Annotated in this window: 1 protein-coding gene; it reads right to left on the minus strand. The window is 77.3% G+C overall.

Annotated elements, in window-relative coordinates; all coding sequences use genetic code 11:
• Nucleotides 1-525 (minus strand): CocE/NonD family hydrolase (locus ACYVE9_RS30535; RefSeq protein ID WP_461031086.1); only part of this gene is annotated, 525 nt, incomplete at both ends.

Genomic DNA, 525 nt, shown 5'->3' on the forward strand with positions numbered 1-525 from the left:
CCCACGCCGCGTAGAGCGGGCCGAGGCCCAGCGCGTGTGCCGGTGTGGCGTCGGGCCCGGGTTCGGCGGTCAGTCCGTGCCGCCAGGGGCCGAGCAGCAGCCGCGCGGACGGGCCGCCCCAGTGCTGCCAGAGTCGGAGGGTGTCGGCGGCGAAGGGGTCGTGGGTGCCGCCCACGGCGAGCAGCGGTACGCGCGCCGACGCGGCACGCCCGATGAGCGGCCCCGGGGGGTGGTGCTGCCACAGTCGGGACCAGGACGGCAGGTGGCGTCCGAGCCGGGTGGGCAACGTGGTCAGGGGCAGTGCTTCCAGCAGTCGGGGGTCGGCGGCGAGGGCCCGTTCGAGAGCGCACTCGTCGCTGTCGTGGCGGTCGCCGTGGGCGGCCCACCAGCCCGCCCGGGAGTGCAGGCGTTCCGGGCCCGACGGTTCGCGGGCGGTCTCCGCGAGCCCGAGCGCGGGCACGGCGGGGCCGATCCGGCTCGGTTTCAGCAGCCCGATGTGGGGCAGGCCGATCAGGTGCAGGTCGC

The organism is Streptomyces sparsus, from assembly GCF_054776295.1.